This is a genomic window from Pseudoalteromonas sp. NGC95 (genome assembly GCF_015864705.1).
GTDB lineage: Bacteria > Pseudomonadota > Gammaproteobacteria > Enterobacterales > Alteromonadaceae > Pseudoalteromonas > Pseudoalteromonas arctica.
In genome coordinates this window covers 223,992-238,074 of sequence record NZ_JADYWR010000003.1, presented here as the reverse complement: position 1 = coordinate 238,074, position 14,083 = coordinate 223,992, and the positions used below count along the sequence as shown (strand labels likewise).

Here is a 14,083-nt window from a genome sequence, read left to right as displayed (position 1 = left end):
TACAAAATGAGTAGTAATACAGATAATAACACTCGCCCAGATTACGACAGTGTTATCCAGGATATCGCTGATTATGTATTAACGTTTGAAGTATCAAGCGCAGAAGCACTAAACACTGCACGTAATTGTTTAATGGATACCTTAGGCTGTGGACTGCTCGCTTTAAAGTTTTCACAATGTACCAAACTTCTTGGTCCAATTGTCAAAGGGACCATTGTTCCTAATGGCGCACGAGTACCTGGGACCTCGCTCATACTCGACCCTGTTAAAGCAGCGTGGGACATTGGTTGTACCATCCGCTGGCTCGATTACAACGATACGTGGTTAGCTGCTGAATGGGGGCACCCTTCTGATAACTTAGGTGCTATTTTAGCTGTAGCCGATCACTTGTCTCAAGTCAGAATCGCAAATTCACAGCCTCCCCTGACTATGCGAGACGTACTTGAAGCCATGATTATGGCGCATGAAATTCAAGGCGTTATCGCATTAGAAAATTCTTTTAATCGTGTTGGCTTATGCCATGTATTATTGGTGCGTGTAGCCTCAACGGCTGTTGTCACAAAAATGATGGGGGGCAGTAGAGAGCAAATAATGGCAGCCATATCTCAAGCATGGGTTGATGGTTCTGCACTGCGTACTTATCGTCATGCGCCAAACACTGGGTCTCGTAAATCTTGGGCTGCGGGCGATGCAACTTCCAGAGCAGTTTATTTAGCTGATATGGCAATGCGCGGTGAAATGGGTATACCCAGTGCATTAACAGCTGCGCAATGGGGGTTTTATGATGTCTCTTTCTCCAAAACTAATAAAGACCAAGCACTAAAGCCTGAAGCGCAGCGCACGTTTTCGTTCTCCCAAGGTTACGGTTCATATGTAATGGAAAACATTTTGTTTAAAATTTCTTTTCCAGCAGAGTTTCATGCGCAAACAGCAGCAGAAGCCTCCGTTATTTTGCACCCTCAAGTAAAGTCGCGTTTAGACGATATTGAGAAAATAATGATCCGCACCCACGAGTCAGCCATACGCATTATTTCTAAAACAGGACCGCTTGCCAACGCAGCTGACCGCGACCATTGCTTACAATATATGATTGCCGTTCCCTTGGCATTTGGGAACTTAACTAGCGAACATTATGAGGACGACTTTCACAACACGCACCCTATCATCGATAAACTACGCGACAAAATGGAGGTGTTAGAAGATAAACGCTTTACAGCTGAATACTTAGAGGCGGACAAACGCTCTATTGCCAATGCAATTCAAGTTTTCTTTAACGATGGTAGTAAAACAGAAGAAGTGGTTGTTCAGTACCCTTTGGGTCATCGCCGTCGTCGTGAGGAAGGCATTCCATTATTAGAGCTTAAATTCAAATCTAATTTAGCAACACGCCTTGCAACCCAACAATGCCAAACCATATTTACCCTTTGTAAAGATCAAGCCAAGCTTGAAAATACGCCAGTAAACAGCTTTATGGACTTATTTGTTATTCAATAAGTTAAATTGCAGTATGTACGGTGATACTGTAATACCAATTCGCTTAATTAAGTGAGCTATTTTTAGGTAATAAAATAGCTCACTAACAAAGCGAGCTTATAATATACAATTGTTTTATATAAATATTTTTTAAAACGAAGCTTTAACAAAACACAGCAAACGGGACTTATTATGACTAATGAAATTAAACACTCAATTGCAAACTTTGCAGCCTTAGAAACTTCAATAGCAAATGGGGAAGAACAATCGGTAAAAGAATTATTAGCAGATCAGTCAATGCAAGAGCTAGAAAAAAGCTACCTGTTAGACTTAGCTAAACTCGGTAATAACAGCGCTATCATAAAGCTATTAAATGATATCCCCGTAAAAAAATAGACGCTCGTGGCTATGTTATTACTCCATAGCTGGCGAGTTAATCCATGTTGTAAGGTAATAATTGATTGTTCTCGTTTTACTTATGATGACTTGTTTTATTTAGGCTATTAATATAATCAATAAGATTATTTAAAGGTATTGGTTTGGAAAAATAATAGCCTTGAACCCTTATACTGCTGAATTGAGATAAATAGGCGATCAGCTCAGCATTTTCAACACCTTCAATGACCACTATTTTTTTAAGCTCTGTACAAATCTTGATGATACCTTCTAATAAAGCGCGTTCTTGGCCCTCATGCTCAGCACCAATCGTGAACTCCCGATCTATTTTTATAATATTAGCAGGCTGCCTCGACAAGTAAGAAAGGCTAGAATATCCAGCGCCAAAGTCATCAATCGCAACGTTAAAGCCCTTAGCCATCAGCTTTCTAAGAACGCCTTCGATAACCCCTTTTTCTGACATGACTGTTTCAGTCACTTCAACGGTGAGCCGATGTGGCTCTATACATTTATCAGAGACTAATTGGCAAATATTTGCAACAAACCCTTGCAGCTGTAATTGCTGGGGTGAAAAATTAACAGCCACAGTAATATTTTTTAACTGCGCAGTATTACTCATATCTTTAAGTACCTGTGCTAGTACTTGTTTGCCAACTTCTAATATTTGCCCCGTTTGCTCTGCTATAGGTATAAAAATAGCCGGGGAAATATACGCACCATTACTTTTCCATCGCACCAAACTCTCAACACTAATCACTTTGTTATCAGATAAACTATGGATTGGTTGGTAATACACTTCTAAGTCACCATCTTTAAGCGCTTTTTGAAGCTCTCCTCTAATGTGGACTATTTCTTTATGCTTATCATCCATTAGCTTATGATAAAAACAAAGCTGATTCCCTCCAAGGGTTTTCGCACTGTCCATAGCAATATCTGCATGCTGTAATAGTACTTTTGAATTTCCTACTCTTTCTTTAGACATCGATATACCAGCGCTAGCTGTAAGATAAATATCAACGTCCTCTAAATAATAAACGTTTGCTAAAGAGCTTATTAATACTGATATTTCTTCTCTTAGTTTATCTTTACTTATATTGCTGTAATAAAGAATAAACTCATCATTACCAAAGCGTGCTATTGAGTCGGTTGTCAGCGCGTTATTTTTAAGTCTTCTTGCAACTAACTTAAGAACTTTATCACCTATGGCATGCCCTAAACTATTATTTATAGAACTAAAGCCATCTAGGTTTATAAAAACCATTGCACACGGTGAGTTTAACGCTTTGGCCTGCTTAGACTGTTTAGCGTTTATTTCATCATCTAGCGCATCTCGGCGAATTAGCCCTGTTAATTCATCATATTTAGCCATTTTAAACAGCTTTTTTGATTGTTGTTTTAGTAGGTATGAAGAGTCTGAAGCAAGTATAAAAATATAAATAAAGATGAAAGTAAGCCAAATTATAATTTGTTCGACTTTTGCCCTTTCTTTTAATGCGGAGTAGTTATTAATAAAACTATATATATTGTGATTTAAAATGCCCATTACATCGACTTTTTCTACAATATAGTCACTGTATAAACTCAATAGTATATTTAAATCGTATACGTTTTGCTTTTTAGCATTAACAGAAAAGTAAACTTGAGGCGTCAATTCAATAAATACATCAAACGTATTTAGATAATCTATGTATCTGTTCTCAATTAATAAATTCATGTCTAGTAAAGCTAAAACTTGATACTTACTGCCAGTAACTGAATTTATAGGTATCGAAAACATAATAGTCGGCGTACTCGTTTTCAACGTTAATGAATTAGCTGCAAATCTAACTTCATCCGTAGTTGTATTTAACCAGTTCACTACAGAATCACTTGATAAAAATCCACTGGAAATAAATTGCTTAGAAAATATGTCACCTTCAACTAACGTAAGATTTTCATCAAAAATAAGCATCCCTTTGATGATTTTATAATCTCTCGCATAATTTTTCATATCAACAGCGGCAAGCTTTAAAAAATTATCATAACTCACTTTCTCTAATCTCGACTTAATCCGAGATAATGACTTTTTATGCTCATCAAGATTTTTATTAAGCATTGTCCCCACTAAGCTTATTTTTTCTCGTGCTTTTTCTTCTTCACTACTCACTGTTTTTACTGCACTAGCGTACCATAAAGACACACCCGTAAAGATAACTAAAAACATGACTGCTTTGGTAAACTTAGCCCCTTTAGTTATCGTTGCAGAACATAAAATTTTAATAATGAGCGCTGAGAAAAAAGAAAAAACCATAACGGCATTTAAAGCAGTAATAAATGGATTATCACTAATTAAAAAAAACTTTTCGTCAACGACTCCCCATAAGCTCAATTGAAAATTTAAGAAAAAAGCACACCCTAAAATACCAAATACAGGAGTCACATATTTAACTTTTTTTGTAAATTTAAAATTAAATAATAAAGTTAAGATTGAGCCTAAAACTAGCGATATTAAAGCGGTACTAATAGAAATTATAGGCATCAGAGGTGCTTCAAGTAAAAGACTCTCCAACCCACCCAAAATTACTACAACAACAAAAAACTGAATAAAGCCTAAATATAAAATACTTGCTGCTGATTGAGTTAGAGATAACCGCATGAGTCTGTTGTAACCTTCTAATTTGAGTCGCCAAGATCTTAAACTGTAAAGCAACTACCGTATTAGTACAGTCAAATTTAATTGTTTTGTATTGTATTAAGTAAAAAGATACAGCCTTTATAACTAGATATTAAATTAAGGGAATAATCTAATGAAAAATAAGTAGATTCATAGTCATGCCATATCATCTGCTTCTCATTTTAATACCAACCTGCATAAATATTTGAGCAATTAAAACAAATTAAATCACTCTATAACGTTGCTAAATAGACCCCGTATATAAGCAGATTGGTATAACTGAATAAACTAGGATTGACTGTCCGGATATATTGAGCACACCAAATCATTTTACTTAACTCGATTAAAAGAAAAGATCCTTGATATAAATGGATATCACATACATTTGATTGAACTGACACCTTAGTAATACACTAATATTGCCAGTTCAATCAGTCGATTACATATCTGAAAATCGGTTAGCCGATTGCACAATTCTTTTTATCTCATTTTCTTCAATATCTTTTATTGTATCAAGCAACGTTTTTGCGCTTTCGATATCTACACGAGAATATATATGAATGTATAACTCAATAACTTGTTCATGATGGTTTACTATTTTCTCCATAATGTCCGAGATATCTAGCTCTTCAAAGAGTGAGTTGCAATCAACGCGCTCAATAATTGAGTGCTTTTCGATGTAATCAAAACACCAGGTGTTTAGCGCTTTTTCGTCTGCCGTATTTTCAAATCCTTGTACAATATTCTCTAAACTCTCCTCATGCTCAGATAGATAGCGAAGCATCATTCGTGCTCCCTCATCCTTATTTTGTTTAGAGCTCTGGTTTAGGCTATCTTTTAAGTTTTTGTGAAATAAAACGGTCCAATTGAGTACATCTCTAATTGTTTCAATTTGCATTTATTGCTCCTAAGTTTGATGATATCTATACAATATTTAAATATGAAGCATGCTAATTTTTAGGATTAGGCTCACTCGCCTGAGTGTGTTGTAAATACTGAAATAGCTCACTGTCGGTCGATAAAACCAATGTTGTGTTTTGGCTAAGGGCGAGTTCAAGCGCCTGCAACGAACGGGTAAATGCATAAAATGCGACAGCTTGATCATTTTTGTTATAGGCTGAGGCGTAAATAGCGGCTGCTTTAGCATCAGCTTTACCTCTAATTTCTGTTACTGCTCGGTAGGCTTCAGATTGAATTTTATCTAAGTCTCGCTCTCTGTTACCTTGTATTCTGGCAGCTTCGCCTTTTCCTTCTGACAAAAAGCGTTCTGCTATTTGACGACGTTCGCTAATCATACGTTCATAGATTTTAGGGCGTACACTTTCATTATAATTAATACGTTTAAAGCGAATATCCATAAGCTCAATACCAAATACTTTTACTTTTTTTGCTGCGGCATTAAATATATCTTGCTCGACAACTAAACGTCCCATGCTTATAGGCACTAAACTACCAATATTCTGCTCTTTTTCAGCCTCGGTGAGTGACGAGTCACGCAAAGGTTGGCGATCTTTCGTTGTACGAATAATTTCGATTAATTCATGTGTGGCTACTGCATTACGCGTTTCACTACCAAAAATATCATCGAGTCTAGACTGTGCGCTTCGCTCATCACCTAAGCGTAAAAAATACTGCAACGGATCGGTAACCTGCCACCGCGCGTAAAGACTTACAGAAATATAAAGCTTATCTTTGGTCGGCATATCAGAAGGTGTTCCTTCCCATTCCAGCACGCGCTTATCAATAAAATTAACTTGCTGAACAAATGGCATTTTGAGTTGAATACCCGCCTCTCTAATTGGCTCACCAACCGGTTTACCAAACTGAGTAATAACAACCTGCTCTACTTCGTTAACCGTATATAAAGCGCTATATAAAGTAACCCCTACAAGTGCAGCTAAAATACTGCCGCCAACGATTAAATAAGATTTCATGGCTGCTGTCCTTTTAGTGAAGTTAAATTGAGTAAAGGTAATACACCGCGTGCTTCGCTATCGATAATAATTTTATTTTTTATCGTTGGCATAACATCAGTCATTGTTTCTATATATATTCGTCTGCGTGTTACCTCAGGTGCCAGTTGGTACTGTGCAAACAGCGCATTAAAACGCAGAGCATCGCCTTCAGCTTCATTAACTCGCTTAAGGCGATAACCGTCAGCCTCTCTTATTCGTTGGTCGCGCTCCCCCTCAGCAAGCGGAATAACGCGGTTATATTCGCGACGCGCTTCGTTAATCAACTTTTCTTTTTCTTGTTGAGCCTGATTAACTTCATTGAACGACCCTTGTACTGGTACGGGTGGATTAATATTTTTTAGCTGAACCTGATCAATACTAATCCCCATTACATATTTGGTTGCCAATGCCTGCATTTTTTGTAATGCCTCAATTTCAATCCCTTGCCTGCCAATGGTAATTACTTCATCTACAGTTCTATCGCCTACAACTTCACGCATAACTGATTCAGACACATATCGTAAAGTGCCTGCCGGGTCGCGCACCTCAAATAAGTACTTTTGGGGATCGGCTATCCGATATTGAATTACCCATTCAATCAGCGCAGTGTTTAAATCGCCAGTTACCATTTGGGTTTCTTCGCGTTGATTTGTTGCAGGTGAAATTTTTGGCGCAAATGAGCGAATATTATTTTCAGGATTAATATTTTGATCTGGGTCGGAGGCTCCAGGAGTCGAAAAACCAAATTCCTGCTTTAGTTGCCGCTTAGTAGGCACTATTGTGACGTGATCAACACCTAATGGGATTTTTACATGTAAGCCCGCAGGCAGAATTTCTTGAAACTTACCAAACCTTAATACCAAAGCAACTGAATCACTGGGAACGGTATAGACTGCGCTATAGCCTGTAGCAATCAATCCCAAAAACAGTACTATGGTTAAACTAGTGCTAAATTTTCCACTCAGCAACTTCTTATACTTTTGCAGCGCACCACTCATCACTTTATCGATATCTGGCGGACCGCTTTTACTTTTAGAATTTGGATTATTTTCGTTTTGTGTAGAAATAATATTCTCCTTTTTAAGAAACCAAAAATATGGAGCCTTATTACTACTTTAGATTGTCATAAGCGCTAGCGTGCTTCGCAATCTAGGTGATAACTTCCTCTGTATAATTTAAGGGTAATAATTTAGGGGTAATGCTTTAAGGAATAGTTTTAAAATTTAAATTCATGCACTTATAGATTAATTTAAAGCCAAAAAACCTTAGTAAGACATTAGCGTATTTATTTTAATTGGTCTGTTCGGTACGCCACATAGCGTGTTTTAAACAATAGGTTTAATTGATAAATAAAGGGTTAAGTACAACTAATGAGTACACATTATTGAATACCCATTAGCCCCTTCACGCCCTATTACGGCGTTGAATTAATTGATTTATTGCTCTTTTTTGAGGCAACCACTCGAATATATAAAACCCCAAGTATTGCAGAAAGAACCGAAGCCACTAAAACCGATGTTTTTGCGTTATGAAGATGCTCGGCTTGCCCATCAAACCCCAACGTAGCAATAAAGGTAGACATGGTGAATCCAATCCCGGCGATAAGTGAAGCACCAATAACATGCTGAAGATTGATGCCCTCAGGCAAGCAACCTATTTTGTAGCGCAAAGCAAGCCAACACGCACCCGAAATACCAATAAACTTACCAACAACAAGACCACTAATAATACCTAAGCCAACGGGATCACTGAGACTCTCAACAAATGAACTAAAGTTAAAAACCACACCCGCATTAACTAAAGCAAATAGCGGTAAAATAAACAGTGCGACAGGCAGGTGCAGCACATCTTCCCACCGACGCAAAGGTGTACCCGCATTTTCGGCTAAATCACGAATTTCGAGTACCTGTTTATGATCCTGCCTGCTAGCCAGAACATCTACTTTCTCTATTTCTTTTTGCATAGAGGTAATGGTTGTTTTTGCCTTTTCAAGCGACCTTCCTGAGCCCAACATTGAGCGTGCAGGAGCCGTTAAAGCAATAGCAACACCTGCTACAGTAGGATGCACACCTGACTGTAACATCATCCACCAGGTGGCAAGACCAATTATAATGTAAAAAAGCGGTTGTCTTATTCCGGCATAATTGGCGGCTACTAAAAAAGTAAATAGAACAACGGCGCATGACAAATACATCACCGATATTTCTTGGGTATAAAACACGGCAATAACGAGTATTGCCCCCACATCGTCAACAATCGCAAGACCTACAATAAAAGCCAACAAGCTTGTTGGTATATGTTTTCTTACAATTGTAAGCACACCTAATGCAAACGCAGTGTCGGTTGCCATGGGTATACCCCAACCAATCAGTGAATCTTGCCCCCAGTTAAACAACGAATAAATACCAGCCGGCACGACCATTCCGCCTATGGCGCAAAAAATGAGCATGTGTCTATTTTTGGGCTCAGCTAAATCTCCAGCAAGTACCTCTCTTTTTATTTCAAGCCCAAGCAATAAGAAAAATATCACCATCAAACCATCATTAATAATGTGTTTAAGCGAGGTTTTTAGCTCAAAGTTTCCTAATGAGATCCCAATAGGCGTGTGCACTAAGTTCAGATAGGTAGCTGAATAAGCTGAATTTGCCCACCATAGTGCAATGATCGTAGATACCAGAAGAAACAGACTAGAGGTGGTTTGAGCACGCATAAAATTAGAAAATGGGTCGTGCATATAGTCTAAGCCACGATTTAGTATATTTTTAGAATCGTTAGGCATATCAGGTAGCCTTATAAATTGTGGGTGTTCGTTTTATAAAAACTTTTAAGATTTAAGTTCTCCAGTTTTACTATCAGTCAACAAACACTTCGCCTTAAAATTACTAGCATTAAGACGAAGTGCACACCCCTAATTAATCTTACGTAAAATTAGATTAGAGATAGATATAATCATTGTGTTATTACGTTATAAGGGTAAATATTTTCGCGGTTTTGGAATGCCAAAATAGCCGTATTTTTAATTATTCCTTGCTCAATGTTTATTGCACGGCGAATGGTTTCATCTTTTTGCCACTGCAAAGCACCTTTAAGTATCGTTTGTAAATATACAATGAGCGCCGCAGAGATTGAACGCGTCGCGCTTTCCCATAAATAACTCGGTGTATGATCAACGCCATAATAATCCGTGTTGTTATATCGAAATAAAGGGTTTTTAAACGTTGTCGGCTTTGCAAAAAAGAATCCCATCCCCTCATCACAGCTAACATCAATAATTAAGCTGTTTGGTTTTAAGCAGTCGGCCTCTGTTTCAATTACAAAGTTAACCGGATGAGCTGTTTCTTGATAAGTCCCGTTAACGATAATATCGGCTTCGCTAATTAGATCGCCAAGAGGTCGATTAGTCCCATCATGCTCAACAACCATCATGCGAGCCTCTCCTTCAAGACCTTCTCGTACCTTAACATAATGACAATCTAATATTTCTTCACGCACTTCGTGATCAGGACGCTGAATACAAATTGTAATATCTCTAAAACCATGCGCTTTAAGAGCGTAAATTGCGCCTCTACTCACTGCACCAAAACTAAATATAATCGTTTTACGTTGATCGCCATAATGACCATCAATACCCTTAAGTTGCAAAGCATGTATTACAGCGCAATACCCTGCCATTTCATTGTTTTTATAAAAAGTATGGCGCCCTGCATTTCCTTGTGGTGACCACACATACATATCTTCAAAAGCAATTAAGGTAAGTTTACGTTCTATCGCCGCTTGTGTTATTTCATGCTGTTGAACGCAGTGGGCATAGCCCCAAATAGTGCCTCCTTCGCGCATTTCTTCTAAGTCAGCAAGTACAGGCTTTGCAATAATAGCAGTGCCAATATGGGTAAGTATTTCGCTGCGCGATGCAATGCCACCCGTTAACGTTGCAATATATTCATCGCTAACATTAAAAGCGGTGCCATAGCCTTGTTCAAACACCATTTGTTTTCTAAGACTTTCGGGAATTCGTAATAAGTGCTCTGGGTGAATAGGATACCGTCTTTCATCTGTCTTGCGGGATGTTCCGATAACGCCGATAGTTAATTCACTCATGCTAAGTCCTGTTTATAAAGTAAGTACGCTTGAGTTCATCAACGAATCATCATACTTCGCCAATAAACTTAGGCGGTGTTTTTTCTGTACGTTTTTGGCTCGGATGAACCAACTCTATTTTACAAAGGTGTAATTTTGACAATAAATAATGAAGAGCAGTGAGTTAACTTGCATTGAGTTGCAAGCTGAAGACTATTACCTTTTGAGTAAAAGTGCTGAATGAGTATATCAGAAATAAGTATTACTAACTTGAGTATCTCAAACTGAAATAAAGGGAGTACTCGCTAATTACTGAGGTTTTAACTTCGCAAGTTATTCTGTAGAGCAGGTTTAATCCGCTTTATATTGGGCTAGCTGAACGTTTGGCTTTAACATCAACTCCGGCTATGTACCAATCGCGGTCATTCTGCATTTCAATTTTACTATAAGCTGAAATTCTTATATGCCACTAAAGCGGTCATTGATATAATTCTATAGAGTTACTTTTAGTCGATCTAAGTATTTAACCCAATTCCATACAGAGACTTTAATTGTGTAAAATCAAAGTAATCAACATTAGGTTGCATATTGATTTACACAAGTTTTTTTAACTGATAGCTTTGATATTAGACTTTAATAAGGACACTGTCGTTAGGTATAGATTTTACTGCCTAATCTGACAATTTATCAAATATAAGGGAAAGTATGATTCAGTCTGAATTTCAACGTTTTCTGCAAACTTTACTTTCATCTCCATCTAGTGCGTCAGTTCATAAATTCGCTAACTTGGTACTAAAAAATCTGGATGAAATTGTTCCACTAAGTACTTATCAGGGACAACGAGTTAAACATGTCGCAAAGCTTGCTCAAAAAGAATGGGCTAGCGTAAGCCAAGATATTCCAACTAATCTTGAAGATGTTGAGTCAGATGTTGCATCTTTTACTCTACTAAAAGAGTTATCGGTTGATTCATTTAGGGGATTTAGCCGTGAGGAAACTTTTGACCTAAATAGTCTGCTAGTACTTATCTTTGGGCCAAATGGTACGGGGAAATCTAGTTTTTGTGAAGCATTAGAATATGCCTTATTAGGTTCAGTAGCAGAAGCTGAAAGTAAACGTTTTAGAGATGTTGAAGCTTATTTAAAAAATGCCCATACCAATAAATTCGCACCTCCCAAATTGATCGGAATTGATGCTGAAGGCGGTGATGTCAATATCAAACCTAATGATGCTCTTTATCGATTTTGCTTTGTTGAGAAAAATCGAATAGACAGCTTTTCACGTATTGCTGCACAAGCTCCAGCCAAACAGTCAGAACTAATATCAACACTATTTGGCCTTGATGCGTTTAATGAGTTTGTCAAAAATTTCTCTCCTGAAATGGATGGAAAACACATTGATGTAGAAGGTGTCAAAGCAAAGAAGCTTTCTCAAAAACGGCTACAACTCCAAGGCGCTGAGCAGCAAATAAGGCTTAATCAAGGTATTGTTGAACAGGTGAAGGGTGAAGAAACTTCACTAGCAATACGCTATAGAGAAGGCTGTACTTTACTGAAAATGATGTTTGAACTTAATGGCTCAGGGGAAAGACAAGGACAAATACCTTTATTAGAAGCAGAGGTGCAAAAGCCTGTTCCGCAAAAAAGTAACTTAACCGCTGCTAACCTAGCCTTAATCAAACAAACGTTAGTAAGTAGTCTAAACGATCATAAGCAAAAAATAGAAGAATTAGCGAATGCAAGCCAACAAGTATCTTTCCAGCGGCTATTTGAATCAGTAACTCAAGTTCAACAAATTAGTCCTGATAAATGCCCTGCATGTTTAACCCCATTAACGGAAGTATCCGTTAATCCTTTCACTCACGCAGTAGAGGAGCTAGCCAAACTTCAACACCTAGCTGAATTGCAAACTAAAATAAAACAACTTGAGCAAACAGTGCTTCAAAAGCTTCAAGAATTGCATCAGATATTATCCACTTGTTTAAATTTTTATCCCACTGATAACAAGTTAGCACAATTCAAGCTAGCTGATATGTCCCAATTAAATGTGGCATAGTGGAATAGTTTGCATGCAGCGCTAGGCGATGGCACATCAGCCATTCAGCATATTGATACACAAGTAGATTACCTAGAAAAACAGGATACTAAAAGTGTTCAAATTGAACAAAATAAGAAAGCTCAGCAACAAGAATTGAATCGATTAAAAGGTTTCTTAAATGACGCTCAAAAGCTAGCTGCTTCGAAGGGGGCGGCAATCAACGCAATTAAAGGTGCTCAAAAACTAATTAGTGAATTTGACGAAGCAAATAAAGCACTCATCGGTGAAGTCGAACAAGAAAAGCCTATTGTTGAACAGAATATTGACATCAGAGAGTCCTACCAGCAGTTTGTAACTTTACTTAACGCCTATCGCAAAAAGCTACCTGCACTGCTAGTCGAAAACTTAGGAGATGAAGTTGTTAAATTATATAATGCATTCAACCGTAATGATGCGCCAACAGAGCTATTGGCATCAATTCAGCTACCGCTAGCACAAAACCAGAAGCTAAAAATTTCCTACCAAAACGAGCCTCAAAAATATTTTGATGCGCTTCATGTACTAAGTGAAGGGCATATTCGTTGTGTTGGCTTGGCAATATTACTGGCGAAAAATATCAAAGAAGATTGTCCTCTTCTTATCTTTGATGACCCAGTTAATGCCATTGATGATGATCATCGTCAATCCATCAGACGCACGCTATTTGAAGATGATTACTTTGATGGAAAACAAATTATTTTGACGTGTCATGGGGAGGAGTTTTTTAAAGATATCCAAAATCAATTGTCGGTGGAACAAGTTAAAAGTAGTCAGCGGTTAGCGTTCTTGCCCCGCATTGATGAACCGCATATTCAAGTTGATTTCAAATGCGCCCCAAGAAACTATATTGAGGGGGCATTAGAGCATTTTCGCAAAAATGAATTACGATTTGCACTGGGTAAATCTCGCCAAGCTTTGGAGTCATTAACTACAGGGAAAGTATGGCAATATGTCAGCAAACATGGTGATGGTAATTTAAGTATCAAATTACGTGCCGCAAACGCACCAATTGGATTACGTCAATTAACAGACCAACTCAAAAGTAAGATTAAAAAAGGTGACTTTACTGACGCTGAAAAACATAATGTTTTGTCTCCCATTGAACAATTATTAGGTATTAATGGTGACTCTCTAGAATGGAGATATCTGAACAAAGGCACTCATGATGAAGTAGACCGAGCCGAATTCGAACGAAATTCAGTTCATACCATTGTATCAGCATTAGCATTACTAGATCAGGCGCTATAGTTTAACAGCACCTTAAGCCAGCCTTTACTCTCAAACAGAAGAAGCTGGCAACTCACATTTCAAATATAATATTTATCTGTAGAAGCAAAACATCAACGGCAGCTATGAGTGAGAAGCTGCCCATCGAAAATATAAATTTGACCGTCCGTTGATCGCTCACTGCAAACTATTAGCTTTATGTGTTTTTTAGCTGTCTATTACGCCA

The 14,083-nt window shown here is 37.8% G+C and carries 10 protein-coding genes; 4 read left to right on the top strand and 6 right to left on the bottom strand.

Annotated features, from left to right (window positions below; all coding sequences use genetic code 11):
- The first annotated feature begins 6 nt into the window (after window positions 1-6).
- Window positions 7-1,494, top strand: a complete 1,488-nt coding sequence (locus I6E70_RS04855; RefSeq protein ID WP_197150910.1) for a bifunctional 2-methylcitrate dehydratase/aconitate hydratase — start codon at window positions 7-9, stop codon at window positions 1,492-1,494.
- 171 nt (window positions 1,495-1,665) lie between these two features.
- Window positions 1,666-1,869, top strand: coding sequence for a hypothetical protein (locus tag I6E70_RS04850; RefSeq protein WP_024590352.1), 204 nt, complete (start codon window positions 1,666-1,668; stop codon window positions 1,867-1,869).
- A gap of 76 nt (window positions 1,870-1,945) precedes the next feature.
- Here the strand turns inward: I6E70_RS04850 and I6E70_RS04845 are convergent, their stop codons facing one another.
- From I6E70_RS04845 to I6E70_RS04820, 6 genes are all read right to left on the bottom strand, one after another.
- Window positions 1,946-4,504, bottom strand: coding sequence for a putative bifunctional diguanylate cyclase/phosphodiesterase (locus I6E70_RS04845; RefSeq protein ID WP_197188172.1), 2,559 nt, complete (start codon window positions 4,502-4,504; stop codon window positions 1,946-1,948).
- Between the two features lie 457 nt (window positions 4,505-4,961).
- Window positions 4,962-5,309 carry an ATPase gene (locus I6E70_RS04840; protein ID WP_225305723.1) on the bottom strand — a complete coding sequence of 116 codons (348 nt, stop codon included), beginning with the start codon at window positions 5,307-5,309 and terminating at the stop codon, window positions 4,962-4,964.
- 163 nt (window positions 5,310-5,472) lie between these two features.
- Complete coding sequence (hflC, locus tag I6E70_RS04835; RefSeq protein ID WP_024610336.1) at window positions 5,473-6,456, bottom strand: protease modulator HflC; 984 nt, start codon at window positions 6,454-6,456, stop codon at window positions 5,473-5,475.
- A complete protein-coding gene (hflK, locus tag I6E70_RS04830) occupies window positions 6,453-7,394 on the bottom strand; it encodes an FtsH protease activity modulator HflK (protein ID WP_002962612.1) in 942 nt (313 codons plus the stop codon). Before hflK ends, hflC begins: the two co-directional genes overlap by 4 nt.
- Before the next feature lie 497 nt (window positions 7,395-7,891).
- Window positions 7,892-9,256: a Na+/H+ antiporter NhaA gene (gene nhaA, locus I6E70_RS04825; protein WP_197188171.1), complete on the bottom strand. Its 1,365-nt coding sequence runs from the start codon at window positions 9,254-9,256 to the stop codon at window positions 7,892-7,894.
- Between the two features lie 170 nt (window positions 9,257-9,426).
- Window positions 9,427-10,575: a N(5)-(carboxyethyl)ornithine synthase gene (locus I6E70_RS04820; protein ID WP_024590357.1), complete on the bottom strand. Its 1,149-nt coding sequence runs from the start codon at window positions 10,573-10,575 to the stop codon at window positions 9,427-9,429.
- Window positions 10,576-11,259: 684 nt separating this feature from the next.
- Here I6E70_RS04820 and I6E70_RS04815 point away from each other — a divergent pair.
- A complete protein-coding gene (locus tag I6E70_RS04815) occupies window positions 11,260-12,609 on the top strand; it encodes an AAA family ATPase (RefSeq protein WP_197188170.1) in 1,350 nt (449 codons plus the stop codon).
- A gap of 9 nt (window positions 12,610-12,618) precedes the next feature.
- Entirely contained in the window at window positions 12,619-13,878 is a 1,260-nt protein-coding gene (locus I6E70_RS04810; protein WP_197188169.1) for a hypothetical protein, read from the top strand.
- Window positions 13,879-14,083: the final 205 nt, after the last annotated feature.

Excerpts from the sequence above, each read along its gene's own strand:
- I6E70_RS04845 (WP_197188172.1), bottom strand. The coding sequence starts at position 4,504 with ATGCGGTTATCTCTAACTCAATCAGCAGCAAGTATTTTATATTTAGGC.
- I6E70_RS04840 (WP_225305723.1), bottom strand. The coding sequence starts at position 5,309 with ATGATGCTTCGCTATCTATCTGAGCATGAGGAGAGTTTAGAGAATATT.
- hflC (WP_024610336.1), bottom strand. The coding sequence starts at position 6,456 with ATGAAATCTTATTTAATCGTTGGCGGCAGTATTTTAGCTGCACTTGTA.
- I6E70_RS04815 (WP_197188170.1), top strand. The coding sequence starts at position 11,260 with ATGATTCAGTCTGAATTTCAACGTTTTCTGCAAACTTTACTTTCATCT.
- I6E70_RS04855 (WP_197150910.1), top strand. The coding sequence starts at position 7 with ATGAGTAGTAATACAGATAATAACACTCGCCCAGATTACGACAGTGTT.
- I6E70_RS04850 (WP_024590352.1), top strand. The coding sequence starts at position 1,666 with ATGACTAATGAAATTAAACACTCAATTGCAAACTTTGCAGCCTTAGAA.
- nhaA (WP_197188171.1), bottom strand. The coding sequence starts at position 9,256 with ATGCCTAACGATTCTAAAAATATACTAAATCGTGGCTTAGACTATATG.
- I6E70_RS04820 (WP_024590357.1), bottom strand. The coding sequence starts at position 10,575 with ATGAGTGAATTAACTATCGGCGTTATCGGAACATCCCGCAAGACAGAT.